At 71.0% G+C, this 15,375-nt stretch carries 9 protein-coding genes; 5 read left to right on the top strand and 4 right to left on the bottom strand.

Annotated features, from left to right (window positions below):
• The first annotated feature begins 30 nt into the window (after positions 1-30).
• Positions 31-3,033, top strand: a complete 3,003-nt coding sequence (gene fxsT, locus CRP49_RS05870) for an FxSxx-COOH system tetratricopeptide repeat protein (RefSeq protein ID WP_097252452.1) — start codon at positions 31-33, stop codon at positions 3,031-3,033.
• Positions 3,034-3,145: 112 nt separating this feature from the next.
• Here the strand turns inward: fxsT and CRP49_RS05865 are convergent, their stop codons facing one another.
• From CRP49_RS05865 to CRP49_RS05850, 4 genes are all read right to left on the bottom strand, one after another.
• Entirely contained in the window at positions 3,146-6,958 is a 3,813-nt protein-coding gene (locus CRP49_RS05865; RefSeq protein ID WP_097257214.1) for a multifunctional oxoglutarate decarboxylase/oxoglutarate dehydrogenase thiamine pyrophosphate-binding subunit/dihydrolipoyllysine-residue succinyltransferase subunit, read from the bottom strand.
• A gap of 302 nt (positions 6,959-7,260) precedes the next feature.
• Entirely contained in the window at positions 7,261-8,373 is a 1,113-nt protein-coding gene (locus CRP49_RS05860; protein ID WP_097252451.1) for a HAMP domain-containing sensor histidine kinase, read from the bottom strand.
• Positions 8,370-9,110 (bottom strand): response regulator transcription factor, encoded by a 741-nt coding sequence (locus CRP49_RS05855; protein ID WP_094216149.1) that lies wholly within the window; start codon positions 9,108-9,110, stop codon positions 8,370-8,372. Before CRP49_RS05855 ends, CRP49_RS05860 begins: the two co-directional genes overlap by 4 nt.
• Before the next feature lie 109 nt (positions 9,111-9,219).
• Positions 9,220-9,903 (bottom strand): spermidine synthase, encoded by a 684-nt coding sequence (locus tag CRP49_RS05850; RefSeq protein WP_097252450.1) that lies wholly within the window; start codon positions 9,901-9,903, stop codon positions 9,220-9,222.
• 141 nt (positions 9,904-10,044) lie between these two features.
• On the opposite strand from CRP49_RS05850, the gene CRP49_RS47455 reads away from it, so the two are divergent.
• The 4 genes from CRP49_RS47455 to CRP49_RS05830 all read left to right on the top strand — a co-directional run bounded on the left by CRP49_RS47455 (position 10,045) and on the right by CRP49_RS05830 (position 15,247).
• Positions 10,045-10,521, top strand: a complete 477-nt coding sequence (locus tag CRP49_RS47455) for an ATP-binding protein (RefSeq protein ID WP_218892955.1) — start codon at positions 10,045-10,047, stop codon at positions 10,519-10,521.
• A 209-nt stretch (positions 10,522-10,730) separates the two neighbouring features.
• Positions 10,731-11,504: a rhomboid-like protein gene (locus CRP49_RS05840; protein WP_097252449.1), complete on the top strand. Its 774-nt coding sequence runs from the start codon at positions 10,731-10,733 to the stop codon at positions 11,502-11,504.
• Positions 11,505-11,715: 211 nt separating this feature from the next.
• On the top strand, positions 11,716-14,136 hold the full coding sequence (lon, locus tag CRP49_RS05835) for an endopeptidase La (RefSeq protein WP_097252448.1): 2,421 nt from the start codon (positions 11,716-11,718) through the stop codon (positions 14,134-14,136).
• Positions 14,137-14,257: 121 nt separating this feature from the next.
• Positions 14,258-15,247 (top strand): serine/threonine-protein kinase, encoded by a 990-nt coding sequence (locus tag CRP49_RS05830; protein WP_257033314.1) that lies wholly within the window; start codon positions 14,258-14,260, stop codon positions 15,245-15,247.
• The last annotated feature ends 128 nt before the right edge of the window (positions 15,248-15,375 follow it).

Genomic DNA, 15,375 nt, shown 5'->3' with positions numbered 1-15,375 from the left:
GCGGTGGCACGGGAGATCAGGGAGCGTGCGATGGCGGAACTGCGGCGGTCGGGCGGGGACGGTGCCTCGGCATCCGAACGCATCCTGGTGGTCTTCCCCGGCTACCACCGCGCCTGGGCGGCGTGGATCGCCCAGTGCCTGGAGAGCCACGGACACCAGGCCACGCTGCAACGCTGGGACCCGCCACGCGAGATTCCCCTGGAGGACTCCCTGGCCGACCTGCTGCTGGCCTCGGGCCCGGTGCTGCTCGTCCTCGACGACTGGTTCTTCGAACTCGGGCCGCGCCCGGCGGGTGAGTGGAACGACGCCCTGCGCGGGTTCGTCGCGGCGAACTCCGACCGGTTCGCCGCCGTCAACCTCACCAACCGGTCGCTGCTGCCGGCCACCGCGGTCCTGGAACCGGCCAGCCTGTGGGGTCTGAGCGAGGAGGCCGCCGAAGAACGCCTGATGCGCCGGCTGGGCCTGGAGCGCCGGCGTGTCCCGAGGCCGACGGCGGGCCGGGCCCGCTACCCCGAGACCCGCTGCGAGATCTGGGGTGAGGTCCCGCGCCGCAACCCGCGCTTCACCGGCCGCGACGACCTGCTCACCACCCTCCACCAGCGGCTGGCCGACGCCGACCGCGGCGCCGCCGTCTGCACCCTGCTCGGCATGTCCGGCATCGGCAAGACCCAGCTGGCCGCCGAGTACGCCCACCGCTTCAGCCCCGACTACGACGTGGTGTGGTGGGTCAACTCCGACGACCGCAACATCCAGCGCGACCGGCTCGGCGAACTCGCCGTGGAACTGGGCCTCAGGGTCGGCAACGAGCCCGGCGAGCGCATCCGCGCCGTCCGGGAGGCCCTGCGCCGCGGCGAACCCTACGGCCGCTGGCTGCTGATCTTCGACGGCTGGGACGACACCGAGGGCATCACCACGCTGCTGCCGCAGGGCGCGGGCCACGTCCTCGTCACCTCCCGCAACCGCGGCTGGAGCGAGCACACCGAGATCCTGGAGATCCCCGCCTTCCTGCGCGCCGAGTCCACCGCCTACCTGCTGCGCCGCGCCCCGCACATCAGCTCGGCCGAGGCCGACGAGGTCGCCGCCGAGTTCGGTGACGTACCGCTGCCCCTCGTCCAGGCCGCCTCCTGGCTCGGCGAGTCCCGTATGGAGGTGCCCGAGTACCTGCGCATGGTGCGGGAGCGCCGGCTGTCCACCGTGGACGAGCCCGCCACCGGGGAGGGCTTCCCGCAGTCGTCCATGACGTCCTGGTCGATACTGCTCAACCGGCTGCGCGGCGCCCAGCCACAGGCGATCGACGTCCTCGGCCTGTGCACCTCGTTCGCCCCGGGGCGCATCCCGCTCGGCCTCATCCGGGCCTACCCGCACGCCGACCTGCCCGAGGAACTGCGGTGGATGGCCACCGACCTGCCCGCCTGGACCCGGGCCCTGGACACGCTGGTCAACTACTCGGTGCTCACCCGTGAGACCCGCGGCCCGGTCGGCGTCGAGATGGGCCCGCACCAGGAGTCGGTCCACATGCACCGGCTGGTCCACGACATCGTCTCCAAGCTGACCAGTGAGGACAGCCGGGTCGTGCACCGCCAGGCGGTCCGCACCCTGCTGGCCCAGGCCGACCCCGGCAACCCCCTGGACAGCCGCAACTGGCCCCGGTACGCGGAGCTGCTGCCCCACCTGGAGCCCTCGGGCGCGCTGAGCAGCGCCCAGCCGCGCGTCCAGGAGACCGTCCTGAACTGTCTGCGCTACTGCTACCGCAGCGGCGAGTACAAGGGCGGCCTGGACCTGGCCCGCCGCATCCGCGACCACTGGTCCCGGATCATGGACCCGCTGGCCCAGCCCATGCTCGACCTCACCACGCAGGAGAGCAACATCCTGCGGGCGAGCGGCAGGTTCCGCGACGCCTACGAACTCGACCGCTCCGTCCACCAGCGGCTGGGCACCGCCGAGCCGCGCAGCGAGCTGGCCGAACTGTCCACCAAGGGCGCCATGGCCGCCAGCCTGCGCCACCTGGGCCGCTACGACGAGGCACACGAACTCCAGCTGGAGGTCCTCGACGGCTACGGCAGACTGCTCGGACCGGACGAGGGCCTCGCCCTGATCGCCCGGCACAACCTGGGCGTCGGCCTGCGGCTGCTCGGCCGGTACCAGGACGGGTACGAACTCGATCTGGACACGCTCGCCAAGCGGGAGAACGTGCTGCGGGCCCGGCACATCAGCACACTCAACTCCGGTGGCGCCGTCGCGCACGACCTGCGGCTGCTCGGCAAGTACCGGGATGCGCTGGCCCGTCAGGAACCCGTGGTCCGGCTCCATCTGCAGGTGCTCGGCGCCCGGCATCCGCAGACCCTGTCGGCCCGCGGACAGCTGGTCATGTGCCGCCGCCGCGAGGGGGGCCACACACAGGACGTGGGGCCCGAGATGGCCAGCCTCCTCGACCAGCTGGCGCAGGTGCACGGCCGCGAGCACTACCGCACCCTGGCCTTCATCACCAACTACGGCAACTTCCTGCGGGAACACGGCGACCTCTCCCAGGCCCGGGAGCTGATCGACGAGGCCGAGGCCGGTTACCGGGCCCTGCTCGGCCCGGCCCACCCGGTCGCCACCGGCATGCTCTCCAACACCGGTCTCGTCATGCAGGCCGCCGGTGAACGCGCCGAGGCCATGTCGATGTTCGAGGCGTCCTTCGCGGGCCTCACCGCCACCCTCGGCGCCGACCACCCCTGGGTCCTCGGCTGCGCCCTCAACGCGGCCAGCGCCCGCAACCTGAACGGCCGGATCGCCGACGCCGTCGAGCTGAGCCGGGACACCCTGCGCCGGGCCCGGCACACGCTGGGGCACGAGCATCCGCTCACGCTCTCCTGCCAGGTGGCGCTCGCCGCCGACCTGCGGGCCGCCCGTGAACACGAGGAGGCCGGAAAGCTGGAGGACGACGGCCTCCTCGGCCTCACCCGCACCCTGGGCGCCCAGCACCCCCACACCATCTCCGCCCGCCAACGCACCCGCCCGTACTGGGACTTCGAGCCGTACCTGGGCTGAGCCGACGGCGCGACACAGGTACGGCAGCTGCAACCCCGACAGGTAGGCAAAGGGCCCGGCACCGAGTCGGAACTCGGCACCGGGCCCTTACATCTGGCGAACCGCCGGAGGCTTACGCCTCGAACACCTCGCGCACCAGCTGCTCCTGCTCAGCCTGGTGGCGCTTGGCGGAGCCCACCGCCGGGGACGAGCCGTGCGGGCGCGAGATGCGCCGCAGCCGCTCGCCGGCCGGGATGTCCGCGCCGACCGCCAGGTCGAGGTGGTCGATCAGGTTGAGCGCGATGAACGGCCAGGCACCCTGGTTCGCCGGCTCCTCCTGGGCCCACAGGTACTTCTCGACGTTCGGGTACTTGTTGACCTCCGCCTGGAGCTCGGCACCCGGCAGCGGGTACAGGCGCTCGACGCGGATGATCGCCGTGTCGGTGACGCCGCGCTTGGTGCGCTCGGCCTCCAGGTCGTAGTACAGCTTGCCGGCCACGAAGACGACCTTGCGGACCGCGGCCGGGTCCACTGCCGAGTCGCCGATGACGGGGCGGAACTGACCCGACGTGAACTCCTCCGTCTTCGACGCGGCGGCCTTGAGGCGCAGCATCGACTTCGGGGTGAAGACCACCAGCGGCTTGTGGTGCGGGTTGTGCACCTGCCACCGCAGGAGGTGGAAGTAGTTCGACGGGAGGGTCGGCATGGCGACCGTCATGTTGTTCTGGGCGCAGAGCTGGAGGAAGCGCTCGACGCGGGCCGAGGAGTGGTCCGGGCCCTGGCCCTCGTAGCCGTGGGGGAGGAGGAGCGTCACGCCGCTCGTCTGGCCCCACTTCTGCTCGGCCGCCGAGATGTACTCGTCGACCACCGTCTGCGCGCCGTTGACGAAGTCGCCGAACTGCGCCTCCCACATCACGAGCGCGTCGGGGCGGGCCAGCGAGTAGCCGTACTCGAAGCCCATGACCGCGTACTCGGACAGGAGGGAGTTGTAGACGTTGTAGCGCGCCTGGTCCTCGGCGAGGTACTGGAGCGGGGTGTACTCCTCGCCCGTCTCGCGGTCGATGAGGACCGCGTGACGCTGGCCGAAGGTGCCCCGCTGGGAGTCCTGGCCGGACAGGCGGACCGGGGTGCCCTCCAGCAGGAGGGAGCCGACCGCGAGGGTCTCGCCCATGCCCCAGTCGATCGTGCCGTCCTCGACCATCGTCGCCCGGCGCTGCAGCTGCGGCAGCAGACGCGGGTGCACGTGGAAGGAGTCGGGGATGTTGACCTGCGACTCGGCGATCCGCTTCACGACCTCCGCGGAGATCGCGGTCGGGACCGCGATCGGGAAGCCGTCCTGCGGCGCGTGGGCATCCCCGGCGGCCGGCTGGGACGTGGCCTCGCGAACCTCCGTGAAGACCTTCTCCAGCTGGCCCTGGTAGTCCTGCAGCGCCTGCTCGGCCTCTTCCACGGTGATGTCGCCGCGACCGATCAGGGACTCGGTGTACAGCTTGCGCACCGAGCGCTTCTTGTCGATCAGGTCGTACATCAGCGGCTGGGTGAAGGCCGGGTTGTCCGACTCGTTGTGACCGCGGCGGCGGTAGCAGATGAGGTCGATCACCACGTCCTTGTTGAACGCCTGGCGGAACTCGAACGCCAGGCGGGCAACGCGGACGACGGCCTCGGGGTCGTCGCCGTTCACGTGGAAGATCGGGGCCTCGATCATGCGGGCCACGTCCGTCGCGTACATGGAGGAACGCGAGGACTCGGGGGCCGCGGTGAAGCCGACCTGGTTGTTGATGACGATGTGGACCGTGCCGCCGGTGCGGTAGCCGCGCAGCTGCGACATGTTCAGGGTCTCGGCCACCACGCCCTGGCCCGCGAAGGCCGCGTCACCGTGCAGGGCGACCGGCAGGACCGTGAAGTCCGTACCGCCCTTGTTGATGATGTCCTGCTTGGCGCGGGAGATGCCCTCGATGACCGGGTCGACCGTCTCCAGGTGGGACGGGTTGGCGGCCAGGGAGACCGTGATCTGCTCGCCGTCCAGGCCCGTGAAGGTGCCCTCGGCGCCCAGGTGGTACTTCACGTCACCGGAGCCGTGCATCGACTTCGGGTCGAGGTTGCCCTCGAACTCGCGGAAGATCTGCGCGTACGACTTGCCGACGATGTTGGCGAGGACGTTCAGCCGGCCGCGGTGGGCCATGCCGATGACGACCTCGTCCAGGCGCGACTCGGCGGCGCTGTCGATGACCGCGTCCAGCAGCGGGATGACGGACTCGCCGCCCTCCAGGGAGAAGCGCTTCTGGCCGACGTACTTCGTCTGCAGGAAGGTCTCGAAGGCCTCGGCGGCGTTCAGCCGGCGCAGGATGCGCAGCTGCTCCTCACGCTCCGGCTTGGTGTGCGGGCGCTCGACGCGGTCCTGGATCCACTTGCGCTGCTTGGGGTCCTGGATGTGCATGAACTCGATGCCGATGGTGCGGCAGTACGAGTCGCGCAGCACGCCGAGGATGTCGCGCAGCTTCATCAGGGACTTGCCGGAGAAGCCGCCGACGGCGAACTCGCGCTCCAGGTCCCACAGGGTCAGGCCGTGCTCGGTGATGTCCAGGTCGGGGTGCTTGCGCTGGCGGTACTCCAGCGGGTCGGTGTCGGCCATGACGTGGCCGCGGACCCGGTAGGAGTGGATCAGCTCGAAGACCCGGGCGGCCTTGGTGACGTCGTCGTCGTGCGAGGCGTCGATGTCCTTGAGCCAGCGGACCGGCTCGTAGGGGATGCGCAGCGCCTCGAAGATGTCGTCGTAGAAGCCGCTCTCGCCGAGCAGCAGGTTCGCGACCTGGCGCAGGAACTCGCCGGAGGCGGCGCCCTGGATCACCCGGTGGTCGTAGGTCGACGTGAGCGTCATGACCTTCGAGATGCCGAGCTTGTTCAGGGTGTCCTGGCTGGTGCCCTGGAACTCCGCGGGGTAGTCCATGGAGCCGACGCCCATGATCACGGACTGGCCGGGCATCAGACGCGGGACCGAGTGGACGGTGCCGAGGCCGCCGGGGTTGGTCAGGGAGACCGTGACGCCGGTGAAGTCGTCCATCGTCAGCTTGTTGTCGCGAGCGCGACGGACGATGTCCTCGTAGGCCTGCCAGAACTCGAAGAAGTTCAGGGTCTCGGCCTTCTTGATCGCCGCGACGACCAGCTGGCGGTCGCCGTTGGGCTTGACCAGGTCGATGGCGAGGCCGAGGTTGACGTGGGCCGGCTTGACGAGGGTCGGCTTGCCGTCCTTCTCGCCGAACGACCAGTTCATCGACGGCATGGCCTTGATGGCCTGGACCATCGCGAAGCCGATCAGGTGCGTGAAGGAGATCTTCCCGCCCCGGGCGCGCTTCAGGTGGTTGTTGATGACGATCCGGTTGTCGAACAGCAGCTTCACCGGGACCGCGCGGACCGAGGTGGCCGTCGGCAGCTCCAGCGAGGCGTTCATGTTCTTCGCGACGGCCGCGGACGGACCGCGCAGCGTCACGTACTCCGGACCCTCGGGGGCCTCCGTGGCCGGGGCGGCCTTCGCCTTCGGCTGGGCCGGCGCCTGTGCGGGCGTCGCCGGCTTGGCCGGGGCGGGGGCCGCGGGCTGCGCCGCGGGGGCGGGGGCCGGAGCCGGGGCCGCAGCGGCGGCGGGCTTCGGAGCCGCGGGGGCGGGCGCCGGAGCGGCCGGGGCCGCGGGCGCGCTCGGGGCGGCAGGAGCCGTGGTGGTCCCTGCGGCCCCCGCGGCCGCAGTACCCGCCGCAGCCGCGGCGGCAGGAGCGCCCGGCTTGTAGTCGGCGAAGAAGTCCCACCAGGCACGGTCTACCGAATTCGGGTCCTGGAGGTACTGCTGATAGATCTCGTCGACGAGCCACTCGTTGGGACCGAACGCAGCAGCGGGGTTCTTCCCGGCTTGGTCGTCGGTCGAGATGCTCGAGTTACTGGGGGACTGTGGCGACACGGCGGCAACCGCCCTCTTCCGCTTCACAAGGTGATGGACAGCGGGAATAAAGGCTACGCCTCCATGGCCGGGAAGGTCAGGTCGAGCAAGGTCATCGTCGCGTAAGTCACATCAGAAATCTTGTTTCAGGGCTTGATATGGCGGGAAACAAGCGTGGTTCCGCATGTGGGCGAGGGTGTGCGGGATCACCGAGCGGGGCCCGGCGCGACTGAGTCGGATGCGCTGCGCGGGCCTGTCCCTGATCACACGTGTCCGACTGCGCGGACGCTCGTGGATCTTGTGGCTCCGCTTCGGACTTTACGTCAACTTGGGACGGAAGTCAGTCCCGGAAGAGTGACGATGATCCTGCAGCCCCGGTCGGATTCGGCCACACCGATTCGGCCGCCGTGCAGATCGACCGCCCACCGGGCGATCGCGAGGCCGAGCCCGGTGCCGCCGTCGCTGCCCGGACCGTGCGGCCGCATCACCGCACCGCGGTTGAACCGCTCGAACACCCGGTGCCAATCCGACCTGGGGATTCCGGGCCCCTCGTCCAGCACCTCCAGCTCCAGCGACTCCGGCTGCGGCCCGCGCCGCGCCTTCACGGTGACCCGCCCGTGCGCCGGGCTGTGCTTGACCGCGTTGTCGATCAGGTTGGCGACGACCTGGTGGATGCGCTCGGGGTCCGCGTGCGCGGTCAGCTCCGGCGGGGAGACGTCCAGGTGCAGGTGTACGTCCGTGCGCGTGTGGCTTCCGGAGCCGGAGGCGATGCCCGCGCGCGCGGAGGCGACCATGTTGGCCTCCTTCAGCACGCCCGAGAGGTATGGCCACACCTCGAAGCGGCGCAGCTTCAGCGGTACGACGCCGTTGTCGAGCCGGGAGAGGTCCAGCAGGGTCTCGACGAGCCGGCCGAGCCGCTCGGTCTGCTTCAGGGCCGTCCGCATGGTCTCCTGGTCGGCCTCGGTGACCCCGTCGACGATGTTCTCCAGCACCGCGCGCAGGCCCGCGATCGGGGTGCGCAGCTCGTGCGAGACGTTCGCCACCAGCTCCTTGCGCTGGCGGTCCTGGGCCTCCAGCTCGTCGGCCATGACGTTGATCGTCTGGGCCAGGTCGCCCAGCTCGTCCCGGCGGTTCTCGCGGACCCGGCGGGTGTAGTCGCCCTGCGAGATCGAGCGGGCCACCAGGTTCATCTCGTCCAGCGGCGAGGTGAGCGAATGGGCCACGAACTGCGTTATCAGCAGTGTGGCGATCATCGAGAAGACCGTGATGAAGCGCAGCTCCGTCTTGGTGTGCACCGCGATCATCGACAGACCGGTGGTGATCAGCACCGAGATGACGACCAGCGCGCCCAGCTTGGTCTTGATCGAGAACGGGCGTACGCCACCCCAGGGCTCCTCCCCGGGGCTCCTCCGTGCGGCCTCCCGCCCCTCGCTCATGGCGTCGGTGTCTCCAGCGCGTAGCCCACACCGTGCACGGTACGGATCCGCTCGGCGCCGATCTTCCGCCGCAGCGCCTTGATGTGGCTGTCCACGGTCCGTGTGCCCGAGGCGTCCGCCCAGTCCCACACCTCGGCCAGCAGCTGCTCCCGGGAGAGCACCGCGCGCGGGGTGTTCGCCAGGCACACCAGCAGGTCGAACTCGGTGGGCGTGAGGTGGACGTCCTCGGACTTCACCCGCACCCGGCGCTGCGCGTGGTCGATCTCCAGCTCGCCGAGGCGAAGGATGCCCGAGCGGGGCGTGGACGCGGCGATGGCCGCCCGCTCCACGCGCCGCAGCAGGACGTGCACCCGCGCGGCCAGCTCCCGCATGGAGAACGGCTTGGTCATGTAGTCGTCGGCGCCGACGCCGAGCCCGACCAGCATGTCCGTCTCGTCGTCCCGCGCGGTGAGCATCAGCACCGGCACCGGGCGCTGGGCCTGCACGCGCCGGCAGACCTCCAGGCCGTCGAAGCCGGGCAGCATGATGTCGAGGATCAGCAGGTCGGGCTGCCAGGCCTCGGCCGTGTCGACCGCCGCGGGGCCATCGGACGCGGTCTGCACGAGGAATCCCTCGGCGCGGAGCCGGGCCGCGATGGCATCGACGATCGTCGGGTCGTCCTCGACGACCAGCACCCGGCGCTGAGCGCCCTGGGTTGTCGTGGCCGCGCCGCTCTGGGAGGTGTGTGTCTGCTCCATCGCCCGCCCCTGTTGCTTTCCGGAACCCGTGGGGTGATCCCATGACTGCTATTGACGCTTGAATGATCGGCGTCAGGGCAGCACCCTACGGGGACTCACCGCGCCGTCGCTATCCAGGTCGGACGGCGAGGTGCACGGCGTCCGGAACGCCCCGGGCAACGGGGACCTCTTCGGTACGCACCTGACGGAACCCGGCATTCCACATGGTTCCTTCAAATTCCGGAGAGGGTTCTGCCGACCATACCGCGAGCACCCCGCCCGGCCTCAATACCCTTGCGCAGGCAGCGAGTCCGGCCGGTGAGTAGAGGCCGTCGTTGTCCTCGGTGACGGTCCAGCCGGGGCCGTTGTCGATGTCGAGACACAGGGCGTCGAACGTGTCTGATGTCTCATTGACGTAAGTGACGAGATCCGCCTCGACGATCTCGGTACGGGGATCGGCGAGGGCACCCGCGGAGACGGCCGACAGCGGACCCTCGCTCCGGTGCCAGTCGATGACGGCGGGCTCCCGTTCGACGACGGTGATCCGCCCCCACCTGTGGTGACCCGCCGCGGCGTGTGCGAGCGAGAATCCCACCCCCAGTCCGCCGATCAGCACGTCCGGTGCCGGGCGGCCGTCCAGGGCGTCGTACGCGGCGTCGATCAGCAGCCGCTCCGAGCGGCCGTCGGAGGTGTCCATCAGGAAGCAGCCGTTGGCGATGATCTGCAGCAGCGCGCCGTGTCTGCGCAGCACCACCTCGCCGTACGGGCCTTCGCGACGGTCCAGGACCACGGGTGTGTCGTAGGCGGCAGTCATACGTCCATCCTGCTCGAACAAGGCGTTGCGTTCATGGGAATTGACCGCGAACCGACGGGTAACGGGGGCTCTTGGTCGGGCCCGGCTGCCCCCGGCTGCCGCCGCACGCCGCCGCCGCGCGCCTCGCGCGCGCCGTCGGCCGTGCCTACGCTCGGAACGGACGCCCTCACCGGTCCGGCGCGGGCCGCGCACGGACATGGCGGCCTCGTCACACTGACCGGCGCGGCGGGCGCGGGCAAGACCCGCACCGCCGAGGAGGCCACCTCCCACGCCCCCGGCTTCCGCACCCTGTGGACCTGGTGCCCCCTGGAAACCGCCACCCGCCCCTTCCGCCCCTGGTCCCGCCTTCTCCGAGAACTGACCGCGGAGGACGCCGCGTGCGGCCGGGTGGTGGGGAGCGGGCTCCGGGTGAAGGGCGCGGTGCGGAGGTGTGGGCGCCGCGCCGAACTCTTCGTACGGTTCCTGCAGACCAACACCGCACCCGAGGGCCTGTTCACCGAGGACGTCTTCCTCGACCTGACGCTGCCCCAGTGGCGGCTGCAGACCTCGGGCCGGGACGCCCTCGTCGCGCTCCGCCGCCACAGCCACCCCGCCCTCGGCACCGTCCCGCGCCAGTGAGATGTCCGTCTACTGCACCGGCGACTGGTCCCCGGACATCCAGGCCGCGCACGCGAGGGAGGTGACCCTGCCTCGGCCCTGAGGGCGGCCGGGGGCGGACGCGTACGAAGCTTCTGAGGTTGCTGTGAATCCGCTCTCGCGTGGCGTCGGTCATAGACAGCGGCCTCGGGAACACGAAGTGTGGGGCGCGACGGAAGGAGCGCCTCAGCGTGGAACGGACCGTGACCGGCCCTCAGACGGCCGCGTCCCCGCTACCTGACGTCTCCGGCCTGCTCGACGGGGTCCCACGACAGCGCGAGCTGCCCGCCCGGGCTCCCGCCCCGACGCCGGCCCCGGCCGCGGCCCGTCCCTCGTTCCGCCCCTGGCACCTCCTGCCGACCCCCGCCGGCACCCCGTTCACCTTCGCCTACGCGGCCCTCCTCGCCCTCACCTCGCTGGTGGCGGCCTGGGCCGACCCCGCCCTGATGCACACGCTGTACCAGGACTCAAGCACCGACGTCGCCCACCTGGTGCGCACGCCGGTGCTGGTGCTGCTGGCGAGCGCGCTGTGGATCGCGGGCGGCATCGTGTCGCCGTACGCGGCCGCGTTCGTGCTGGTGCTCACCGCGCTGGAGCGGCGGATAGGCGGAGCCCGGGCGGCCTGCGTGTTCCTGGCGGGCCACGTCCTGGCCACGCTCGCGACAGAGGTCCCGGTGGGCCTCGCGGTCCTGTTCGGCCACCTCCCGGACACCTCCCTGCACCGCCTCGACTACGGCATCAGCTTCGGCGTCGCCGCCAGCATCGGCGCCCTGTCCGGCCTGCTCACCCCCTGGGTCCGCTGGCCCCTCCTCACCCTGGTCGCGAGCCAGCTCGTCAACGACCTGATCGCCTTCCAGGACCCGCTGACCAACTGGGGCCACCTGATCGCCCTCACACTCGGCATCGCGGGCTGGCCACTGGTCCGCCGCTGGCGCCTTCCGGCGGTTTCCCCGGTTTCCGTGTAGACGTTCGCCCGATGGCGTAGCGACCGGCTCCGAGGCCGGGGCGCTTTCTGACCGCAACACCCCACCCCCTCAGGCGCGACTGACACCCTCTCACCTGCAGAAACAGTCGCGTCAGCAAGCGATCGCTCACAGCGAACAACAACCCGGGAACAACAGCGGAGCGCCGTGCATTGAGTCGGCATAGCTCAAGTTGACTGCCTAAGGGGAGATCATGGCTGCTGAGTCCACGGCATTCACGCTCGTGTTGCCCGTGCTGCCGCTCGACGACGAGGTCGTGCTGCCCGGGATGGTGGTTCCGCTGGACCTGAGCGACGCCGAGGTGCGGGCCGCGGTGGAGGCCGCGCAGGCCGCCGCCCGGTCGGAGCCCGGGAAGCCCAAGGTTCTGCTGGTGCCGCGCATCGACGGCACGTACGCCAAGACCGGTGTGCTGGGCACCGTCGAGCAGGTCGGCCGGCTGGCCGACGGCGACCCGGGGGCCCTGATCCGCGGCCGCGGCCGGGTGCGGATCGGCGCGGGTACGACGGGTCCGGGCGCGGCGCTGTGGGTCGAGGGTGCGCGGGTCGACGAGACCGTGCCGGATCCGCTGCCCGGGCATGCCGCCGAACTGGTCAAGGAGTACAAGGCCCTTGCCACCAGCTGGCTGAAGAAGCGCGGCGCCTGGCAGGTCGTCGACCGCGTCCAGGCCATCGACGACGTCTCCGCGCTCGCCGACAACTCCGGTTACTCGCCCTTCCTCACCACCGAGCAGAAGGTCGAGCTGCTGGAGACCGCCGACCCGGTGGCCCGCCTCAGGCTCGCCGCGCAACAGCTGCGCGACCACCTCGCCGAGCAGGACGTGGCCGAGACCATCGCCAAGGACGTCCAGGAGGGCGTCGACAAGCAGCAGCGCGAGTTCCTGCTGAGGCGTCAGCTCGAGGCCGTCCGCAAGGAACTGCGCGAGCTGAACGGCGAACAGGACGGCGAGGAGTCCGACGACTACCGCGCCCGCGTGGAGGCCGCCGACCTGCCGGAGAAGGTCCGCGAGGCCGCTCTCAAGGAGGTCGACAAGCTGGAGCGGGCCTCCGACCAGTCGCCCGAGGGCTCGTGGATCCGCACCTGGCTGGACACCGTCCTGGAGATGCCGTGGAACGAGCGGACCGAGGACGCGTACGACATCCAGGGCGCCAAGGCGATCCTGGACGCCGAGCACGCGGGCCTGGAGGACGTCAAGGAGCGCATCACCGAGTACCTGGCGGTGCGTAAGCGGCGCGGTGAGCGCGGACTGGGTGTCATCGGCGGGCGGCGCGGCGGTGCCGTGCTGGCGCTGGTTGGGCCTCCTGGGGTCGGAAAGACCAGTTTGGGCGAAAGTGTCGCTCACGCCATGGGCCGTAAGTTCGTCCGTGTCGCCCTCGGTGGCGTCCGCGACGAGGCGGAGGTCCGCGGTCACCGGCGTACGTACGTCGGCGCGCTGCCCGGCCGTGTCGTGCGTGCCATCAAGGAGGCGGGGTCGATGAACCCCGTGGTCCTGCTGGACGAGATCGACAAGGTCGGCTCGGACTTCCGCGGCGACCCGGCGGCGGCGCTGCTGGAGGTGCTGGACCCGGCGCAGAACCACACCTTCCGGGACCACTACCTGGAGGTCGAACTGGACCTGTCCGACGTGGTCTTCCTCGCCACCGCCAACGTCCTGGAGGCCATCCCGGAGGCGCTCGCCGACCGTATGGAGATCGTCCGCCTGGACGGCTACACCGAGGACGAGAAGGTCGTCATCGCCCGTGACCACCTGCTCCCGCGCCAGCTGGAGCGGGCCGGCCTGGCCGAGGACGAGGTCACGATCGACGAGGGCGCGCTGCGCAAGCTCGCCGGTGAGTACACCCGCGAGGCGGGCGTGCGCACCCTGGAGCGGTCCATCGCACGGCTGCTGCGCAAGGTCGCGGCCCAGCACGAACTCGGCGAGCGGAAGCTGCCGTTCACCGTCCGGGACGAGGACCTGCGCGCCCTGATCGGGCGCCCGCACCACGTGCCCGAGTCCGCCCAGGACCCGGCCGAGCGCCGTACGTCCGTGCCCGGCGTGGCGACCGGCCTCGCGGTCACCGGAGCCGGCGGCGACGTCCTCTTCGTCGAGGCGTCCCTGGCCGACCCGGAGACGGGCGCGGCAGGGCTGACCCTGACCGGCCAGCTGGGCGACGTGATGAAGGAGTCGGCGCAGATCGCGCTGAGCTTCCTGCGCAGCCGCGGTGCCGAACTGGAGCTGCCGGTGGCCGATCTGAAGGACCGGGGCGTGCACATCCACTTCCCGGCGGGCGCGGTCCCGAAGGACGGCCCGAGCGCGGGCATCACGATGACCACCGCCCTCGCCTCCCTCCTCTCCGGCCGTCTGGTCCGCACGGACGTGGCGATGACCGGCGAGGTCTCGCTGACCGGCCGGGTGCTGCCCATCGGCGGGGTGAAGCAGAAGCTGCTCGCCGCCCACCGCGCCGGGGTGACCACCGTGATCATCCCCAAGCGCAACGAACCCGACCTGGACGACGTCCCGGCCGAGGTGCTGGACAAGCTCGACGTCCACGCCGTGACCGACGTCCGCCAGGTCCTGGAACTGGCGCTCGCGCCCGCCACGAGCGGCGCGGAGCCGGAGGTTCCGGTAGCGGCGTGACGGACGCTGCCGGATGAGGGAAGGCCCGGGTCCCGTGAGGGAGGCCCGGGCCTTCGCCATGCCATGAGCGGGCACACAGGTGGACAAGCGGGCAGATGGATCAACTGGATAGAATTCAGGCGTGAGTGGGCAGGTGGTGCAACCCTCCGGCCCGATCGGGACGGAGATCGCCGGCTACCGGGTGGAGCGCGAGCTGGGCCGCGGCGGCATGGCCGTCGTCTACTGCGCCACGGACCTGCGTCTCGGCCGCACGGTCGCCCTCAAACTCCTCGCGCCCGAGTACACCCGCAACGACTCCTTCCGCCGCCGCTTCCACCAGGAGTCGCGGATCGCCGCCGCCATCGACCACCCCCACATCGTGCCCGTCTTCGAGGCCGGCGAGACCGACGGGATCCTGTACATCGCGATGTGCTACGTCCACGGGCTGGACCTGCGCGCCGTGCTCGACCGCGACGGCCCGCTGCCCGTACCGGCCGCGCTGTGCATCGCCGCCCAGCTGGCGTCCGCGCTCGACGCCGCCCACGAGCACGATCTGGTGCACCGGGACGTCAAACCCGGCAACGTCCTGGTCGCCGAGGGCATCGACAGCGACCACCCGGAGCACGTCTACCTCACCGACTTCGGGCTGGCGAAGAAGTCCCTGTCGCTGACCGGGTTCACCACCGCGGGCGAGTTCGTCGGCACCCTCGACTACGTGGCGCCGGAGCGGGTCGCGGGCCGCCCCGTGGACGGCAGGTCCGACCTCTACAGCCTGGCCTGTGTCGTCTACGAGACCCTGGCGGGCGCCCCGCCCTTCCGGCGGGACGACGACCTGGAGCTGCTGTGGGCGCACCAGTACGACCCACCGCCCCTGCTGAGCGAGGAACGGCCCGGGATCCCGTCGGCCGCCGACGACATCCTGCAGAAGGCGCTGGCCAAGGCCCCGGACGACCGTTACGGCACCTGCCTGGAGTTCGTCTCGGCCCTGCGCGCCGCCCTGGCCGACTCCCGCCCGCAGCGCCGTACGCCCACGCTGGTGGACGCCCGTGCGGCCGGCACCCTCCCCGCCGCCGAGCCGGTGCCCGCCCCGCCCGCCTGGGCCGGCCCGGTCCTCAAGGGACCGGAGTCATAGGCGCCCGCCTAAATACCGGGCGTTTCCCTTCTCGTCAAGTCCCGAGTCCTCGGAACGTGACCCCGTTCTGGCATTCCGGCCTACTTGAAGCACGGCCCCACCGGAGAAACCGGAAACCGAAAAAGGGC

Origin of the sequence: Streptomyces sp. Ag109_G2-15 (assembly GCF_900215565.1) — a bacterium.
Classification (GTDB): Bacteria; Actinomycetota; Actinomycetes; order Streptomycetales; family Streptomycetaceae; genus Streptomyces; species Streptomyces diastatochromogenes.
The sequence above is the reverse complement of the archived record's forward strand: the minus strand, read 5'-3'. Positions and strand labels throughout refer to the sequence as shown.